The sequence below is a fragment of the Flavobacterium paronense genome (genome assembly GCF_030409795.1).
GTDB lineage: Bacteria > Bacteroidota > Bacteroidia > Flavobacteriales > Flavobacteriaceae > Flavobacterium > Flavobacterium paronense.
Genome location: NZ_JAUFQN010000019.1, coordinates 2,067,280 through 2,083,026 on the forward strand (window position 1 = coordinate 2,067,280; position 15,747 = coordinate 2,083,026).

Annotated in this window: 10 protein-coding genes; 7 read left to right on the forward strand and 3 right to left on the reverse strand. The window is 35.2% G+C overall.

The features are described 5' to 3' along the window. The first annotated feature begins 8 nt into the window (after nucleotides 1–8). Nucleotides 9–1,283, forward strand: coding sequence for a sterol desaturase family protein (locus QWY90_RS10295; RefSeq protein ID WP_290285842.1), 1,275 nt, complete (start codon nucleotides 9–11; stop codon nucleotides 1,281–1,283). Next, nucleotides 1,273–1,959 (forward strand): lysoplasmalogenase, encoded by a 687-nt coding sequence (locus tag QWY90_RS10300; RefSeq protein ID WP_290285843.1) that lies wholly within the window; start codon nucleotides 1,273–1,275, stop codon nucleotides 1,957–1,959. The genes QWY90_RS10295 and QWY90_RS10300 overlap by 11 nt, the downstream gene beginning before the upstream one ends. Before the next feature lie 15 nt (nucleotides 1,960–1,974). Here QWY90_RS10300 and QWY90_RS10305 read toward each other — a convergent pair whose 3' ends face one another. Both QWY90_RS10305 and QWY90_RS10310 read right to left on the reverse strand, forming a co-directional pair. After that, nucleotides 1,975–2,388, reverse strand: a complete 414-nt coding sequence (locus tag QWY90_RS10305) for a DUF6691 family protein (protein ID WP_290285845.1) — start codon at nucleotides 2,386–2,388, stop codon at nucleotides 1,975–1,977. 3 nt (nucleotides 2,389–2,391) lie between these two features. Beyond that, nucleotides 2,392–2,949 carry a YeeE/YedE family protein gene (locus tag QWY90_RS10310; RefSeq protein ID WP_290285846.1) on the reverse strand — a complete coding sequence of 186 codons (558 nt, stop codon included), beginning with the start codon at nucleotides 2,947–2,949 and terminating at the stop codon, nucleotides 2,392–2,394. A gap of 132 nt (nucleotides 2,950–3,081) precedes the next feature. On the opposite strand from QWY90_RS10310, the gene QWY90_RS10315 reads away from it, so the two are divergent. From QWY90_RS10315 to QWY90_RS10330, 4 genes are all read left to right on the forward strand, one after another. After that, the gene (locus tag QWY90_RS10315) at nucleotides 3,082–3,537 is read left to right on the forward strand and encodes a 2-dehydro-3-deoxyphosphooctonate aldolase (protein ID WP_290285847.1); all 456 of its coding nucleotides are present in this window, start codon (nucleotides 3,082–3,084) and stop codon (nucleotides 3,535–3,537) included. Nucleotides 3,538–3,601: 64 nt separating this feature from the next. Next, the gene (gene kdsA, locus QWY90_RS10320; RefSeq protein ID WP_290285848.1) at nucleotides 3,602–4,420 is read left to right on the forward strand and encodes a 3-deoxy-8-phosphooctulonate synthase; all 819 of its coding nucleotides are present in this window, start codon (nucleotides 3,602–3,604) and stop codon (nucleotides 4,418–4,420) included. Between the two features lie 11 nt (nucleotides 4,421–4,431). Beyond that, nucleotides 4,432–5,292, forward strand: a complete 861-nt coding sequence (locus tag QWY90_RS10325) for a hypothetical protein (protein WP_290285849.1) — start codon at nucleotides 4,432–4,434, stop codon at nucleotides 5,290–5,292. A gap of 35 nt (nucleotides 5,293–5,327) precedes the next feature. Further along, a complete protein-coding gene (locus QWY90_RS10330) occupies nucleotides 5,328–13,613 on the forward strand; it encodes a CUB domain-containing protein (RefSeq protein WP_290285850.1) in 8,286 nt (2,761 codons plus the stop codon). A gap of 54 nt (nucleotides 13,614–13,667) precedes the next feature. Here the strand turns inward: QWY90_RS10330 and QWY90_RS10335 are convergent, their stop codons facing one another. Next, nucleotides 13,668–15,038: a M20/M25/M40 family metallo-hydrolase gene (locus tag QWY90_RS10335; protein ID WP_379691506.1), complete on the reverse strand. Its 1,371-nt coding sequence runs from the start codon at nucleotides 15,036–15,038 to the stop codon at nucleotides 13,668–13,670. Nucleotides 15,039–15,123: 85 nt separating this feature from the next. Here QWY90_RS10335 and QWY90_RS10340 point away from each other — a divergent pair, with 85 nt between their 5' ends. Next, the gene (locus QWY90_RS10340; RefSeq protein WP_290285851.1) at nucleotides 15,124–15,747 is read left to right on the forward strand and encodes a hypothetical protein; all 624 of its coding nucleotides are present in this window, start codon (nucleotides 15,124–15,126) and stop codon (nucleotides 15,745–15,747) included.

Consider the following 15,747-nt stretch of genomic DNA (forward strand, 5'->3'; position numbering starts at 1 on the left):
TAATTATTATGGAACAATACGGGAAAATCTTATTGATTGCTATGCCTTTTTTTCTTTTGCTAATTGTAATCGAAAAAATATATGGCTATTTCAAAGGCGTCAATCATGCACCTATGATGGACAGTATTTCGAGTATCAGTTCCGGAATGACCAATGCTGTTAAAGATGCATTGGGTTTAAGCATTGCAATTATTTCTTATGAATGGATGGTTACACATTTGGCACTTATTCATGTTGAAGCTACAATTCTTACGTATGTAATTGCTTTTTTTGTAATTGATTTTTATGGCTATTGGAGTCATCGTTGGGCACATCAAATTAACTTCTTTTGGAATAAACACGCCATTCATCATAGCAGCGAAGAGTTCAATTTAGCATGTGCATTACGTCAACCAATTTCTAGTTTTATCAATTTATTTACATTCCTTTTGTTGCCAGCTGCACTTTTTGGTGTTCCATCTACAGTGATTGCTATTTTGTTGCCGATACATTTATTTTTACAATTCTGGTATCATACACGATATATTGGCAAATTGGGTTTTCTGGAAAAATTTATGGTTACTCCTTCGCACCATAGAGTTCATCATGCTATTAATCCTGAATATATGGATAAAAACCACGGACAAATATTTATCTTTTGGGACAAACTTTTCGGTACTTTTCAGGAAGAATTAGATTCGGTTCCTCCTGTTTTTGGAATAACGCGACCTGCGCATACTTGGAATCCTATTAAAATTAATTTTCAACACTTGTGGCTTTTAATTAAAGATGCTTATCATGCCGAAAACTGGAAAGATAAATTCACAATTTGGTTTAAACCAACTGGTTGGCGTCCAAAAAATTTTGATAAAAAATATCCGATTGATAAAATTACAGATGTATATCGTTTTGATAAATATGGTCATCAACATTCACAACTTTTGATGTATTGGTCGCTAGTTCAATTGTTTACTACTTTGGGATTAATAAGCTATCTTTTTGGAAACATTGCCACCATTGGTCTACCAACAATTTTTGTATACGGATTATATATTTTTCTGACTGTTTACAGTTATACTGAATTAATGGACACCCGTAAATTTTCTGTATTTTGGGAAGGATTGCGATTCCTTTTTTCAATGGGAATACTGTATTACTATGGTGATTGGTTTGGAATGTCATCCCTATTATCTTTTTCAAATGAAATGCTTATCACCTATTTTACTTTATCATTAGTAATGAGTTGCTATTTCGTTTTTATAGAGTTCAAGAATACTCAAAATTCATTATCTTATGATAACTAGTCAACGATTGCTTCAAGTTTTTCTGATTTTGGGGATAGTCTATTCTGTGCTTTTACTGACTGGAAATGACTCTTTAACTTGGCATTTAAAACCTTTTCTTCTTCCATTTTTATTTTACGCTGTCGTTAAAAGCACTCCTTTTGAAACTAAAAGATGGTTGCTTTTTGCTTTGCTCTTTTCCTGGATTGGCGATTGTATTTTGATGTTTGCCGACAAAGGAGAATTGTATTTTATCTTCGGATTAATAGCATTTCTGATTGCTCACATTTTGTTTATCCGTCTTTTCTTCAGACAAACATCAGAAAACAAACATGCTAAAAACCCGTTGTTTTGGATTGGGTTTATTGGGATAATAATCTATTTGAAAAGTATGCTTTCGCTACTATTTCCTAGTTTGGGCGATTTAAAAGTACCTGTAAGTTTTTATGCTATGACTATTTCAATCATGTTGGTTATAGCTTTAAAAGGAGCTTTTAATTGGGAAACCAATTCAAAATACATAATACTTATTGGTGCTTTTTTCTTTGTGACTTCGGATAGTATTTTGGCTATTGATAAATTTCATGCGCCAATTCCGCTAGCGACTTTTTGGATAATGCTGACGTATCTGATTGCACAGTTTTGTATTACTTATGGAATTTTGAAATTGAATCAAAAAAAACAACCTTTCGATTAAAATGCTATTTGAATATTAATGAGGCAATTTATCCTTAAAAACACCATACAAAAACGTACCTAAAACAGCTCCGACTAATATCAATCCGACACTCATAAAACCAGCGCCAAATAAAATAAATATTGGTCCCGGACAAGCGCCAACCATTGCCCAGCCTAATCCAAAGATAATTCCGCCAAGCCAATAACGCACATTTCCTTTTTCTTTATCCTGCACAATCAAAAGATTACCATCGATGTCTTTTAATTTATTCCTTTTTATGATTTGGATGCCAATAACTCCGGTAACTATAGCAGTCATGATAATGCCATACATATGGAAAGATTGAAATTGAAACATTTCATAAATTCGATACCAGGAAACAGCCTCAGCTTTTGTTAAAACGATACCAAAGAAAAATCCAACAAGTAAATATTTTATATGATTCATAGCTTAAAAAAGTAAGGGTAAAATATAATGTGACATTATTAATCCACCAATAAAAAATCCAATAACCGCTTTCAATGAAGGCAATTGCAAATTACTCATTCCGGCAATGGCGTGACCTGAAGTACAACCTCCGGCATATCGGGAACCAAAACCTATTAATAATCCGCCAATAAGTAAGATGCTTATCATTTTTGGTGAACGAAATATTTGGCTTCCAAATAATGCATCAGGTAATAATTTCCCATTTGGGGCATCAATTCCAATAGCAGATAATTGTTCAATAGTTTTTGGATTTATATCGACATTCGAAGCATCGCTTAAAAAATGAACTGCCACATAACCGCCAATCATTGCACCTATAACTATGGCTAAATTCCAGCGTTGCGATTTCCAATCCCAATCAAAAAAGGAAATTTTTTTTCCAATGCCGGTCATAGCACATAACGAGCGTAAGTTGGACGACATGCCAAATACTTTTCCGAAATAATTGAGCGTGAGCATAACCGTTGCGATAAGAAAACCTGTAACCGACCAATGCCAAGTGTGAGTTAAAAATTCCATACAATATCTTTTTTACAAAAATAGAAATTCATTTGAACTGCATCGATAAACTATTGCTATAAATTCCTTATTTTTGATATGTAATTTTTTTGCATGATAATTGTAAAAGGAAAGAAAAAAAAATTATTTATCATGAAAATCAAGCCTTTTTTAGTCGCAATTCTTATCGCAATAACAACCTCATCTTGCGTTAGTACAAAATCTACTTTAAAAAATGTAGATGACAATGCACCAATTCCAATAGTATCAGCAAACAACACTTTTGTTTTAACAGAATACAGTAAAGACAAAAAGTATGGATATAACCCTGATTATCCTATCAATGTTTTTTACAAAAATACTAAAGATGAAAACCTAAATGCAGAACGTTTTTTAAATGCTTTAGCTGGACCAAAAGGGGAGAAAATAACCTTTTCTAAAATTGAAAGTTGTTGTCCATTCCCTACAAAAAAAACAGAAATTGGAGCAGGTTTTCTTGATATTTATGAGTTAAAATGGGAAGGACAAACTAAGTCAATAAAATTGTATTTAAACATTTATGAGAAAGGATATTTACTTGTACCACTTGGACTTTCTATTAAACAATAACTAATTATACTGTAAGAAATATTCAAAATATGCTTACCTTAGCGGTCTTAAAAACAATAAGTTTATGAATTTAAATACTATTCCACAAATCAAAAACATTGATAGTGGAAATTTCTTTGTTCTTGCTGGTCCATGTGCAATTGAAGGAGAAGAAATGGCGATGAAAATAGCCGAAAAACTAGTTACAATAACAGACAAATTACAAATTCCATACGTATTTAAAGGTTCTTTCAAAAAAGCAAATCGCTCTCGGATTGATAGTTTTTCAGGCATTGGTGATGAGAAAGCGTTAAGAATACTACGTAAAGTTTCTGAAACTTTTCATGTTCCAACCGTTACAGACATTCATACAAATGAAGATGCTGATAAAGCAGCTCAATATGTTGATGTGTTACAAATTCCAGCTTTTTTGGTTCGCCAGACGGATTTAGTAGTAGCAGCGGCAAATACTGGTAAAGTAGTCAATCTTAAAAAAGGACAATTCATGAGTCCAGAAAGCATGAAACATGCGGTTCAAAAAGTATTGGATTGCAACAATGAGAATGTAATGGTTACCGATAGAGGAAGTATGTTTGGCTATCAGGATATGATAGTTGACTTTCGCGGAATTCCAACAATGCAACAGTACGCAACAACTGTTTTAGATGTTACTCATTCGTTACAACAACCCAATCAAACGGCTGGTGTAACGGGCGGAAGACCAGACATGATTGAAACTATTGCCAAAGCCGGAATTGTTGTTGGCGTTGATGGTATTTTTATCGAAACCCATTTTGACCCGGCTAATGCTAAAAGCGATGGTGCTAATATGTTGCATTTAGACTATTTTGAAGGTTTAATGACCCGTTTAGTAGCTATAAGAAAAACAATCAATCAATTTTAATACAAAACATCTTGAAAAAAATAATTTTATTTTCATTCATAACTTCTTTTGCTTTGACACAAGCTGTTTCTGCACAAGAAAAAATAGCTAATCCAGATAAATATACCGCACATAACAAGGGAAAAATGTATGTGTTTTGGGGTGGAAATCGCGAAAGTTTTTCCAAATCAGACATTCACTTCAAAGGGCCAGATTATGATTTTACCCTTTATGATGTTATGGCAAATGACAAACCAAAAGGTTGGCAATTAGACTATGTGAATCCATCACGAATGACGATTCCGCAAACCAATTTGAGAATCGGTTACTTTATCAATGACCATTATAATATTTCTATTGGGCTTGACCATATGAAATATGTGATGATTCAAAATCAAAATGTTGAAATTGCTGGTGTTGTTGGAGCATCGTATCCTGACTATGCCGGAGTTTATTTACCATCCGGAAATCATACGATTGATATGACAGATGGTACTTTTCTGAAATTTGAACACACTGATGGTTTGAATTATATTAATACAGAGTTTTCTCGTGTGGATGATGTTTCAAAACTTTTCAAAATTAGAAATACTGATAAATTTCAAGTGAACATCACTGAAGGTGTCGGAGCTGGAATATTATATCCAAAAACGAATGCTACTTTACTTGGCAAAGAAAGACACGACGATTTTCATGTTTCTGGATTTGGAGTTTCTGCTAAAGTTGGTTTGAATTTGACTTTCTTCAAATACTTTTTTATTGAAGCCGAAATGAAAGGCGGATATATCAATATGAACGACATAAGAACAACCAAAGACCTATCAGATAGAGCATCACAACATTTTTTATTTTTACAACGAATAATTGCTTTTGGCGGAATCTTCAAAATATAATTTTTCATTTCATCTTCGACCTAAAACCAACCAATATGAAAAAATTTTTATTCTTTCTAACGCTATTACTATTTTCATTTAATACCTATTCGCAATTCACAGAAGGTTTTGAAAACACAACTGGTCCCGATGCCTTTCCTTCAACTAACTGGACTTTAGAATCAGGAAATTGGGCCGTTTTTGATAATAGTATTGGCACACAACGTTGGGGAATAAATGCTACAATTTCAACGCCGGTAACGGTTTATCAAGGTACGAATGCCGCTTATATATCCAGGGATAATATTGGTCAAGGTAACACTTCCGAAAATTATTTAGCTACACCAGCAGTACAAATTCCAACCAACGGTGAATTACATTTTTTTACAAGAATGTTTACCAGTGGAAATCAAGGAACAATTTATCAAATAAAAGTAGCTCCCGCCTCTGCCTCACAAATTGATATTTCTGCCTATTCGTTAGTACAACAATGGACAGAATCAGAATTGATTGTACCTACAACAAACTTTAATATCTATACTGAAAAAACAGTTGATTTATCTGCTTTTGCTGGCACTTTTGTTTATATTTCTTTTGTAAAAGTATTTACACAACCTACTACCTCTATAGATGGTGATAGATGGTTAATAGATAGCGTTGGTATTAACTCTCAATGTTTGTCCCCAACCGGATTAACTTTCTCTGCTATTACAACAAATGGAGCTACTTTAAACTGGCTGAATCCAAACGGCTCAGGAACTACTTGGGAAATAGAAGTTGTTCCTGCATCTGGAACACCTACAGGAATACCAACAAATACAACAAGTACATTACCATATATAGTAACCGGATTGCTTCCAAATACAACTTATAAGTATTATGTTAGAGCAGTATGTTCAACCGGATTTACAAGTGCATGGTCTGCAGTTTCTGCTAATTTTACAACCGGAACAGCTCCACCTGTTTGTGGTGGTAATTTTGTTGACTCTGGTGGTGTAGGAGGCAATTATGCTAATAATGAAAATATAACTACAACGATATGCCCTACAAATCCTGGAGACCAAGTTACGGTTACATTTACTTCTTTTAACATTCAAAATAGTTCTGATTTGTTGAAAGTATATGATGGAAATAATGCCTCAGCTCCTTTATTAGCCACTTTAACTGGAACTACTTTACCGCCAGCTTTTACATCTTCTGCAGTTAGCGGATGCTTAACATTTGTATTTACTTCAAATGCTACAACTACAGCCGCTGGTTGGGTAAGTAATGTTACTTGTGCACCAGCGCCAACATGTAGTATACCTACAGCGGTAACCAATTCGACGGTAACTTCAAGTTCGGTTAGTGTAAGTTGGACACAACCTGCAAATCCCAATTCATCAGTTGCCACGGCTTGGCAGGTTTTGGCTTTACCATGTGGTTCAGCTGCGCCAACTGCTAGTTCAACCGGATTTGTTAGCGCAACCTCAAATCCATTCACTTTAACTGGATTATCTCCAGTAAGCTGTTATGATATTTATGTTAGAGCGGTTTGTTCGGCTTCAGATAGTAGTGCTTGGTCAAGAATTGCAAGTTCTTTTACAACCCAAGCTGCACCACCAATTTGCGGTGGAAACTTTGTTGATACAGGTGGGACAACCGGAAACTATAGTGATAATGCAAACTCAACAACTACTATTTGCCCGACCAATGTTGGCGATTTGGTAACAGTTACATTTACTTCATTTTCATTAGAAAGTTGTTGCGATAGTCTCAAAATTTATGATGGAAGCAGTCCAGCTGGAGCTTTATTGGGCACATACACAGGTACAACTTTGCCTCCTACATATACTTCGAGTATACCAAATGGTTGTTTAACTTTTGTTTTTACTTCTGACAGCAGTATAAATCAGACAGGTTGGATAGCCAATGTAACGTGTTCGCCTGCTCCAACATGTAGTAAACCCATATCCTTAACAAATTCTACAGTTACTGCAACCTCAGTAATTTTAAGTTGGACACAACCAGCAAATCCAAATACAACAACTGCAAATGCTTGGCAAGTTTTAGCTTTGCCTTGTGGTTCTCCAGCACCAACGGCTTCTTCAACCGGGTTTGTTACTGCTTCTACAAATCCATTTACTTTAACTGGATTGAATCCAACTACCTGTTATGCTGTCTATGTAAGAGCAGCATGTTCGGCTTCAGATAGAAGTGCCTGGTCAGCTTTAACTACTTTTACAACTCAGGCTCTACCGCCAGTTTGTGGTGGAAATTTTGTTGATACTGGTGGTACAACTGGAAATTATACTGATAACGCTAACGTAACCACAACAATTTGTCCTGTAAATACTGGAGATTTAGTGACTGTAACTTTCACTGCTTTCTCATTAGAAAGTTGTTGTGATAGTCTTAAAATTTATGATGGAAGTAATGTTTCGGCTCCATTACTTGGAACATATACAGGTACATCTTTGCCTCCAACTTATACTTCAAGTACACCCAATGGTTGTTTAACTTTTGTTTTTACTTCTGATAGTAGTATTAATCAAACAGGTTGGATTTCGAATGTAACATGTACACCTGCTCCAACTTGTAGCAAACCTATATCTTTAACAAATTCAACAGTTACAGCAACTTCAGCAATTTTAAGTTGGACACAACCTGCAAACCCTGATACAACAATACCAAGTTCTTGGCAGGTCTTGGCTTTAACATGTGGTTCTCCTTCACCAACAGCTGCTTCAACGGGATTTGTTAATGCGAATTCAAATCCGTTTACTCTAACTGGGTTAACTTCATTAACTTGTTATGATGTATATGTAAGAGCGGCTTGCTCGGCTTCAGATAGCAGTGCCTGGTCAGCTTTAACTACTTTTACAACTCAAGCTTTACCACCAGTTTGTGGTGGAAACTTTGTTGATACCGGTGGCCCGACTGGAATCTATAATAATAATGCTAACATAACAACAACCATTTGTCCAACAAATATTGGAGATTTGGTAACTGTATCGTTTACTTCATTCAGTCTTGAAAGTGGTTTTGATTTTTTAAGAATATATGACGGAGACAATGCTTCAGCACCTTTATTAGGATCGTATACTGGAACTGCTATTCCACCAACCTTTACTTCAAACGCTACCAGTGGATGCTTAACTTTTGTTTTTACATCTGACTTTACAGGAACCCAAGCTGGTTGGACTTCTAATGTAACTTGTGCTCCGGCACCTTTATGTCGTAAACCAACAAACTTAACAACATCAACTGTTACTAACAATTCGGTTAACCTAGCGTGGACCAATGTGGGTAATGCTACTTCTTGGCAAGTTTTAGCATTAACTTGTGGCTCACCAACTCCAAATGAAACAACGACAGGTTGGGTGACAGCTTTAACAAATCCTTTTGTGCTCAACGGATTATTTCCAAATACATGCTATAACCTATATGTTCGTGGAAATTGTGGCAGTGATGGTGTTAGTGAATGGTCAAATTTGGCAACAATAACAACTCAAATCGCACCTCCAGGCTGTGGTGGAAATTTTTTGGACTCAGGAGTATTAAGTAATTATGCAAATAATTCAAATATAGGAACGCTAATTTGTCCTTCATCACCAACAGATAAAGTCACCATAACTTTTACTTCTTTTGATACTGAAAACAACAATGATATTTTAAGAATCTACAATGGTAATAGTGCAACAGCTCCTTTAATTGGTTCTTATTCGGGTACAAATTTACCTCCACCAATCACTTCATCTGCTACAAATGGATGTTTATATTTTGTATTTATATCAAATGGATCGATAACTCAAGCTGGTTGGTCATCAAATATTACTTGTGCTCCAGCAGCTGCTTGTCCTAATCCTCTGGGTGTAACAGCGAGTAATGTAGTTACTACAACATCGCAATTAAGTTGGGTTGAAGCAGGAAATGCAAATTCTTGGCAAATTCTAACTTTACCTTGCGGTTCTCCAGCACCTACAAATAGCGCTACTGGTTGGATTTCAACTAACTCAAATCCATATACTGTAACTGGTCTTACACCAAATTGTTGTAATAAATATTATGTTAGAAGTGTTTGTTCAGGTTCAGAAACAAGTAATTGGACGCCTGCCTACCAAAATCTAGCTGGTAGTTATGTTGTGTGGAATTCAGCTAGTGACGCAAGTACTTTATCTGGAACTTATCCGGGTGGAACAGTTACCCTTTCTTTCACTGGTGCTGGTAACGCTGTAACTATTGATAGTCCTGCTGGTACTGCTACAAACCTAGTGGTAACCGGCAACAACACATTTGCTACTAATGGACCTTCTGATACTCCTCCTTCAAGAAGATTGACATTTACATTCTCTACCCCTGTAATCATTGATAGATATAGTATGGCTGACATTGATATAGATACTTGGGATGATTCATTTGATTTTGTTGGTGTAACATTCACCTCTACAACATCAACTAATGTTACTACTACTCTGACAGGCGCTGTTGCAACAAGTATAGGTGGTAATAATAGCGCATATGCATCATGGTTTGGAAGTACAACTCCAGTAACTAGTTTTTCAATAAATTATTTAACAACAGGCGGCCTTACCCACGCTTATTTAGCTTATGCTTTAAAAGTTGCTACAATTTGTCCTATCCCACTTGCTACTTTGAACGTAAGTGTTAATAATCCAATAGTATGTCAAGGAACACCGGCGAACGTAATTGCGACACCTAGTACTTTAGGAACATATAATTATATATGGACAGTGCCTTCAGGAGCTTCAAACCCTGGAAATGTAGCTAGTTTCTTTACTAATGTAGCTGGAATTTATAGTGTCATCATTACTGATACAACAAGTGGAGCGACCAGTCCTAACGCTTCGGGAACCGTTACTGTTAATACGCCTGTTATCTCAACTTTTAATGCCATTCCTGCTATTTGTAATGGTGGAACTACTCCTTTATTACCTTTAACTTCAATCGAAAGCATTACAGGAACTTGGCTGCCAAACACAATAAATAATTCACAAACCACAACTTACAATTTTACACCAACTATAGGACAATGTGCAAGTCCGGGAAGTATTATTGTAACCGTAAATGACAATATAACACCAACATTTACAACACCAGCATCTATTTGTCTTGGAACCACTGCTCCTACATTACCTCTAAGTTCATTAAATGGAATTGCTGGAACTTGGTTACCAACGGTTGTCGACAATACACAAACTGCTACTTATGCCTTTACTCCAAATTCTGGTCAATGTGCAAGTTCAGCAAGTGTTGTCGTTACTGTAAATAACAATGTAGTAGTACCAACGTTTATATCACCTGCGCCAATTTGTACTGGTGGTGTTGCACCAACATTACCTTTAACTTCATTAAATGGAATTACGGGAACATGGTTACCAAATGTTGTTGACAATACACAAACTGCAACATACACCTTTACTCCAAATTCTGGTCAATGTGCTTCAACCACCACATTATCAGTTACAGTTTATCAAGATTGTTCTTTTGGTAGTTTTGCAAGCGCAGTTTGGTTGACGAATTGTGAGAATAATGATTTCTTTAACACTGTTGGTTCGGGTGCTTCTATCATTGGACCAGTTACAAATGTTTTCCCTAATACTGATTTTGGAACTTATATTTCTAACTCAAACACTTTTAAATTAAGAGGTGCCGAAGTAAAAACATTTAAGTCAGTAACCGCAAATGTTTGTAGCGCTCGATTGAATTATAGAATTTATCCACAATCAGGAACTCCAGGTGCCTTTACTATTTTAGATTTACCATTTTATAACAATTGCGTAAGTGGTTCTTTCCCGAGTGGTGGCCCTTGTAATCCGGGTGATCAAAAATGGCAAGAAGTCTTAAACAATAATGAATCTCCGATAGATTTGACAGCTTATCCTGCCGGTGACTATGTCTTGGAGGTCTTCTATGATGTTACTGGAGATGTAAATGCTACAACACAATGTGATGATACTATTTATATAAATAATAATGGTAATAATTATATCGCTACTTATACATTACAAAATACCCCAGGCTATTTTGGAACAAATCCAACTACATGTAATGGAACAGATGGTTCGATTTTAATTACAAATCTAGCTCCTAATACCCAATATGATTTATCTTATGAAGATGATGGAAGTCCCGTAAGTACAGTTATTACATCGACTACTAATGGAGACTACACTATTACCGGATTGAATGCTGGTGATTATAATAATATATTCATACATGCAAATGGTTGTTTGATAGCTAGTGGCTCCTATTCTCTTTTTGACCCAATTACAACCCCAACATTTGAACCAATTTTACCAATATGTAGCGGTGAAACTTTGAATCCGTTACCAACTACTTCAATTGAAGGGATTACAGGAACTTGGTCACCAGCGTTTAACAATACAGCTACCACCACCTATACTTTTACACCAAATTCGTCGAGTTCTTCTTCTACTAATTTGATTCCTAATGGTGATTTTTCAGCTGGCAATACTGGATTTACTTCTGATTATCAGTATTTAAATGATGCTGGATTATCTGGAGTTCAAAAAGCTTATGGTATAGTAACCGCTGCAAATTTATGGTTCCAATTTTTTCCATCGTGCACAGGACATACTGCTACGTCTGGGAATATAATGGTTGTTGATGGCTCAACTACTAATGCAGGAAATGATAAAGTATGGGCACAAACAGTTACCGTAATACCAAATCAAGACTACACTTTTAGCTATTGGTTACAAACAGTAGCAACTCCAAATCGAGCCAATATTGACGTAACTATTAACGGAACATCCATTGGAGCAATAACAGCACCTGCTACCAATTGCGAATGGGCACAAATTAGCTATACATGGAATTCAGGAACATCTACTTCCGCACAAATAGCCATTTATGACAGAATAATTTTGTCAAATGGAAATGATTTCTCTTTAGATGATATTACATTTAGTCCAAATGTGCTAACCCAATGTGCTACAACTACTGATTTAACAATAACAGTAAATGAACCTGTAGCGGCTACATTTAATACTATTCCTGCTATTTGTAGTGGCGGAATTGCTCCAAGCTTGCCAGCAACTTCTATTGAAGGTTTTACCGGAACATGGACTCCAAGTATAGTTGATAACGAACAAACATTACCTTATACGTTTAATCCAACTGCCGGACAGTGTGCCACTTCAGGTAGTGTCGTTGTAACAGTTAATCCAAATACAACTCCAGTTTTTGAAATTGGAACTTCAATTATAAGTTGCGCCGGAGTATCTCCACAAGTAGAATTACCAACTACTTCTCAGAATGGAATAACTGGAATCTGGAATCCTTCAACCTTGGATTATTCTATTGAAGGGACAACAGTGTATACTTTTACACCAACTTTCGGAATTTGTGCAACTACTGCAACTTTGACGGCGATTATTAGCCCAAATAGTACTCCGACTTTTACTCAAGTACTTCCAATTTGTTCTGGAGCACAATTAACTGCTTTACCAACTACTTCCATAGAAGGCATTACTGGAACTTGGTCACCAGCATTGAATAATTTGGGAACAACTTTATACACATTTACGCCTACTATAGGTTTATGTGCTGTTCCAACTACAATGACAATTGTTGTTAATCCAAATAGTACTCCGACATTTAATGCTATTGCTCCGTTATGTACCGGTGAAACTGCTCCTTCTCTTCCATCGCCATCGATTGAAGGAATAACAGGAACTTGGTCACCAGCTGTAATTGACAATACAACTTCTGGAACTTACACATTTACTCCAACAGCTGGACAATGTGCTATTAATGGTAGTCTTTCTGTAACGGTTCAAAGTGCTTTTGATTTCGAATTATCAGGGCAATGTGTAGGTGAAGATTTTATTTTGGAAGTTACCGCAGTTAATAACACCATTAATCTTAACACAGCTAATTTTGTTTGGTTTAATAGCAATAATCAAGCTGTTGGTAATAATTCAAGCACTTTTAATGTAACTGAATATTTAAATTCAACGGAACCAATTGAAGAATTGCCTATCACTTTTTCATTAACTGTTACTAATTCTGATGGTTGTTACAGAACAGAACCGATTACATTACCTAGAATTTTCTGTGGTATTCAAAAAGGAATTTCTGTAAACAATGATGGGGATAACGAATTCTTTGACCTGACTTTATTGAATGTAAAACATTTGAGCATTTTCAATAGATATGGAATGAAAGTCTATACCAAAGGTGGTTATACCAATGAATGGAAAGGACAATCTGATAAAGGTGATGAATTACCGGATGGTACTTATTATTATGTTATTGATTTCAAAGATAATCTTCCAGCGAAAACGGGTTGGATTTATATCAACAGAGAAAATTAAATAAAAAACGTCCCGAAAATATTGGGACGTTTTTTTTATGATAGGTTTTATTAATTAGTCAATTCCGTATTGATCGAACAAGTACATTAACGAAGCCATCGTTGCTGCACCAAGTTCTAGTTCTCGTTTATTTACTGCATCAAATTTATCATTTGCTGCATGATGATAATCGAAATAGCGTTGCGAATCCGGAATCAATCCTGCTTTTACAATTTTTGCAGAAGTTAGATGTCCAATATCAGAACCTGTTTCTCCAATTGTAAAACTATGTATCAAATAAGGCTCGAATAAATATTTCCAGTTGGTTATTTTTTCGAAATTAACGCCATCACATTCAAAGGAAAATCCTCTTGGCGAAAATCCACCAGCATCACTTTCAAGGGCAAAAATGTGGTTTTCCTTATATGTTTTTGATAACTCTTCATATTTTTTCCCGCCTCTGCTTCCAAATTCTTCATTCATAAAAAGCACCACTCTGATCGTATTTTTTGGTTTGTAATTTAGTTTTTTAAACAGTTCAATTACTTCAATACTCTGCACAACACCAGCGCCATCATCATGTGAACCGTCTGCCAAATCCCAAGAATCAAGATGTCCTCCTACAATCATAATTTTTTCAGGATGCTCGAAACCTTTGATTTCACCAACTACATTATAGGAAATCACATCATCAAATGTTTGACAAGAAAGTTTCATAAAGAATTTTAAAGTATTATTCTCTTTAAGTTTTTTACTCAATAATTCTGCTGCATTAGTACTAATTGCTGCAGTTGGAACATATTGTTCCTTTGGCAAATCACCATAACTTTGTGCTCCTGTATGTGGAAAATCGTCTAACCTAAAATTCATTGAACGCACAATAGTAGCCACTGCACCATATTTGGCTGCGTCTCTAGCTCCATAATATCTTTGGTCAACGCAATTACCATACGATTTGAAAGCGTCTATATTTTCAGGTTCAAAAGGTCGGTTATAAAAAACAATTTTCCCTTTTATTTTATCTATACCAAGAGTTTCCAATTCTTTTAAACTATGCACTTCAATAACTTCAGCTGTTAATCCATTTTTTGAAGTGGCAATTGAACCGCCAAGTGCACAAATTGGTATATTTACTTTGGTTTTATTATCTAAAATATAAGCGGTTTCTTTTTCACCTCTTACCCATTTTGGCACCATAACTTCCTGAAGATATACTTTATCCAATCCTAAAGTTTCGAGTTGTGCTTTTACATAAGCCACTCCTTTTTCTGCTCCAACTGAACCCGACATTCGGGAACCAATTTTGTTGGACAAATCATCTAACCAAGAATAGCAATTTGATTTCGTCAATGAATAATTGTAAATATTCTTTAGCATTTGTTGGTCGTTGCTTTGCGAATAAATAATGGATGTGAATAATAAAACGGATAAGACGATTTTTTTCATAATTTAATTTTTATCAAAAATATATTAAAAAACATTTGGTCACAGAAAAAATATTCATTTACTTTGTTTTTCAAAGTACTTTAAAATGGAAAACGAAAAATACCTTAAAGACATTTCAGAAATCAAAAACATCATGGATAAATCATCCCGATTTATTTCATTGAGTGGATTTTCCGGAATATTAGCGGGAATTTATGCGCTGATTGGCGCTTGGCTTGCTTACAACACTATCTATTTTGATACGACAACTTTAGGTGAATATGATAATCTAATAGTCACTCAACCTATGATTGAAAGACTATTTATTATTGCGTTTACTGTTTTGATTGCTTCTATTATTACTGCAGTTGTAATGAGTGCTAAAAAAGCTAAAAAAAATAATGATAGTATTTGGAACGCTTCTTCAAAACGATTGCTAATTAACTTTATGATTCCATTAGCGTCAGGTGGATTCTTCATTTTGTTTTTAATTGAAAAGGAAATGTTTGGTTTGGTTGCTCCTTTAACTTTATTGTTTTATGGTTTAGCTTGTGTAAATGCTAGTAAATACACCATTGGTGATATTCGTTATTTAGGAATTACCATGATTTTGCTAGGGTTGCTTTCAACATGGTTTCTCGGATATGGATTGTTATTTTGGGCATTGGGATTTGGTGTTTGTCACATTGTTTACGGAAGTATGATGTATTTTAAATACGATAGAAATTAA